Raw genomic sequence first — 3,266 nt, forward strand, 5'->3', positions numbered from 1 at the left:
CCCTTGTACCCGGGGCACGCTGCCGGGCCGCTACCGCGGCTTCCTGCGCGAGAACGAAAAGCCTCGTCCGGCCTCACGCTGACGCGTGGTGAAGGATGAGACCGTGATCATCCTCTTCGTCTTGAACGCGGTCCTCGCCGCGGGCGGTGTCTTGTCCGCGGTACTCGCCGCACTCCGTCCTTCGGCTCTCGCCCCGGAGGGCGCCGAAGGCGCCGGCGTTCTCTTCTACGCGCGGATGTACGCGGCCAAAGCCGTTCCGCTCTGCCTGCTCGCCGCCGTCATCCCGTTTCTCGCCACGGGGGTCGTGCCCGGCCTGTGCCTGCTCGGTGCGGCCCTCTCCCAGGCGGTGGACGCGGCCATCGGGCTCGGACGACGCGACCCGCGGCAGGCCGTCGGCAGTGCCGCCGCGACCGTCGTGCATACCCTGGTCGCCGTCCTGATCTGGTGACGTGAGTGCGGGCGCGCTGCTCCTGTCGGGCTCCCGTCACCATAGAATTGTCCATGTATGACCCCTGACCTGCATGATTGCGAGTAAGCGGCAGTTCCTTGCAACACCCGAGGAGATCCACATGAAGATGCTCATCAACGCTCCCGAGACCGTGGTGGAAGACGCGCTGCGGGGCATGGCCGCCGCTCATCCGGACCTCTCGGTGGACGTCGAGAAGCGGGTGATCACGCGGCGGGACGCGCCGGTGGCGGGGAAGGTGGCGCTGGTCTCGGGCGGCGGGTCCGGGCATGAGCCGCTGCACGGCGGGTACGTCGGGCCCGGCATGCTGGACGCGGCGTGCCCCGGCGAGGTCTTCACCTCGCCGGTGCCGGACCAGATGGCGCGGGCCGCGGCGGCCGTGGACAGCGGCGCGGGCGTGCTGTTCATCGTGAAGAACTACACGGGCGACGTCCTCAACTTCAACATGGCCGCCGAACTCGCCGAGGACGAAGGCATCCAGGTGGCCAGCGTGCTGGTCAACGACGATGTCGCGGTGACCGACAGCCTCTTCACGGCGGGGCGGCGCGGCACCGGCGCCACGCTGTTCGTGGAGAAGATCGCCGGCGCCGCCGCCGAGGAGGGCGCCCCGCTGGAGCGTGTCGAGGCCATCGCCCGCCGTGTCAACGAGTGCTCGCGCAGCTTCGGCGTGGCGCTCAGCCCCTGTTCGACCCCGTCGAAGGGCGGCCCCACCTTCGATCTGCCGGAGGGCGAACTGGAGCTGGGCATCGGCATCCACGGCGAGCCGGGCCGGGAGCGGCGCGCCATGATGACCTCGCGCGAGATCGCCGACTTCGCGGTCGACGCGGTGCTCTCCGACCTCGCGCCCACCGGGCCCGTCCTGGTGCTGGTCAACGGCATGGGCGCGACGCCGCTGCTGGAGCTGTACGGCTTCGGCGCGGAGGTGCGGCGGGTGCTCGACGAGCGCGGCGTCGTCACGGCCCGCACGCTCGTCGGCAATTACGTGACCGCTCTCGACATGGCCGGCGCCTCGGTGACGATCTGCCAGGCCGATGAGGAGATGCTGCGCCTGTGGGACGCGCCGGTACAGACGGCGGGGCTGCGCTGGGGCCGCTGAGCCCTGAGAGAGGCGCGGGGCGGGCGGTCTGCCGCGGCCGGGGCGCGGGCCCGGCAGGCGTCAGTCCCGGTACGGGCGGGACTGGTACAGCCGCGTGTGGTAGCGGCCCTCGGTCTCCAGGCCGGCCGGGTCGCCGCCCGCCAGCCGCACCTGTTCGACGGCCCCGCGCTGCTCCGCCCGGTCGCTGAACAGCCGCTGCGGGTAGGTGCGTGAGAGGTCCTGCTCGGTGCCGAGCCCGTGCGCGGCGAGGCCGGCGGCGATGGGCCCGTACGCGACGGTGCGCAGCACGAACGCGCTCACCCACAGCGGGGTGCGCGCACAGCCCAGCAGGGCGTCGAACGTGCGGTGGGTGATGTAGCCGATGCCGCCGGTGACCGTGATCAGTCCGGTACGGGCGACGGCCCTGCCGAGCGCGGTGCTCGGCGGTACGCGCTCCAGGTTCTCCGCGTACGCCTCGTCGAGCAGGCCCACCGCGAGGGCGTACCGCACGGCGTTCTCGGCGGTGTCGAGCCCGATGGCGGGCGTGGCGTCGGCGCGCCGCCGGGCGGCATAGAACGCCTTGTCGCGCTCGACGAGCTCGGCCGTCGTCAGCTCCTCGGCCTCGGGGCCGGTGTAGTGCGCGTACAGGTCGCCGAGGGTGAGGTCGTGGTTGAGGAGTGCGGCGTTGATGCCGTACGAGCAGCACAGGTCGAGGACGGTCACGGGGCCGCCGGCGGCCGCGGCGCGCTCGGTGCGGGTGCGGCGGAAGACCTCCTGGGCGTGGTGGGGGATCTCGTAGTCCAGTGGGGCGAGGCGGCGGAAGTACGCGCGGGGGTCCGGGGCGTCGTAGATGTCGTCGAACCGGGTCTTCCCCGAAGCCGCTGTGCTGATCCTGCCTGCGGTCATGGACGTACCTCCCAGGTGTGGGGCGGACATGCCGAGCATGAACGTCTATCGGATGGGCGAGCGCGGCCGATAGCGGGCAGGTCCCGAACCGGCCACGGGCCCGCGCGGCGGGCACGGAAATCCGGCGCGCTCCGTTTGCCCGGGGCAGGTGCGCGGGGCGCTTGGCCCGCGCCCGACCTCGCGTTACCCCCTCCGCGGCGGCCGGGCGGGGGGCCGTCGCGGGTTCGACCGGTACGGCGGACGTCGACTCGCAAACTGGCCAGATGCACGACCGTTCGCACCGTCGTCCGCACGAGACGGCGGGTCCGGGCAGACGCGCCGGGAGAATCGCGCGGGCCGGCGCCCGCCGTCGCAGAATGCGACTTTCCTGCCGAACGGTCGAATATCAGACGCTCTTTGCGATCTGCGCCGACCCGGACGACACCGCATTTTCGGATGGCCGACCGGATTCTGATCATCGCCTTCTCGGCGTGAAAGTCCGCTATTAGCGGCGAGTTGCGCGGATTGCCGGAGCATTCTCCAGCCCCGGCCTCGCGTTCACCGCCGCACCGCGCTGACCTGCATTGGTCTGCACCACTACCCCGTTCCGCACACCCGGCGTCGAGGGCGACTTATGGCGGACCGGTTCCCATCCCATGGAAATTCGTATCCCCGCTCCGCCATCGCGGACCTGCCCGGAGAACGCCGGTCCCCTTTCGTTAGTGTGACGTTAGCGGTTCGCCAACGGCTTGCCGAAGGGTGAACCTGTACCACCGAAAGCACTGCACGACCGGACAACTCGGGGGAACCCTCATGCCGCTCGCCACCAACACCATCCGC

General features: G+C 71.4%; 3 protein-coding genes. 2 read left to right on the plus strand and 1 reads right to left on the minus strand.

Going from position 1 to position 3,266, the window contains the following annotated elements; all coding sequences use genetic code 11:
• Positions 1 to 88: 88 nt before the first annotated feature.
• Both ACFU99_RS38410 and dhaK read left to right on the plus strand, forming a co-directional pair.
• On the plus strand, positions 89 to 448 hold the full coding sequence (locus tag ACFU99_RS38410; RefSeq protein WP_384401774.1) for a hypothetical protein: 360 nt from the start codon (positions 89 to 91) through the stop codon (positions 446 to 448).
• Between the two features lie 121 nt (positions 449 to 569).
• A complete protein-coding gene (dhaK, locus tag ACFU99_RS38415; protein ID WP_384401777.1) occupies positions 570 to 1,562 on the plus strand; it encodes a dihydroxyacetone kinase subunit DhaK in 993 nt (330 codons plus the stop codon).
• A 60-nt stretch (positions 1,563 to 1,622) separates the two neighbouring features.
• Here the strand turns inward: dhaK and ACFU99_RS38420 are convergent, their stop codons facing one another.
• Positions 1,623 to 2,447 carry a hypothetical protein gene (locus tag ACFU99_RS38420; protein WP_384401780.1) on the minus strand — a complete coding sequence of 275 codons (825 nt, stop codon included), beginning with the start codon at positions 2,445 to 2,447 and terminating at the stop codon, positions 1,623 to 1,625.
• Between the last annotated feature and the right edge of the window lie 819 nt (positions 2,448 to 3,266).

The organism is Streptomyces sp. NPDC057654 (assembly GCF_042800135.1).
Lineage (GTDB): Bacteria > Actinomycetota > Actinomycetes > Streptomycetales > Streptomycetaceae > Streptomyces.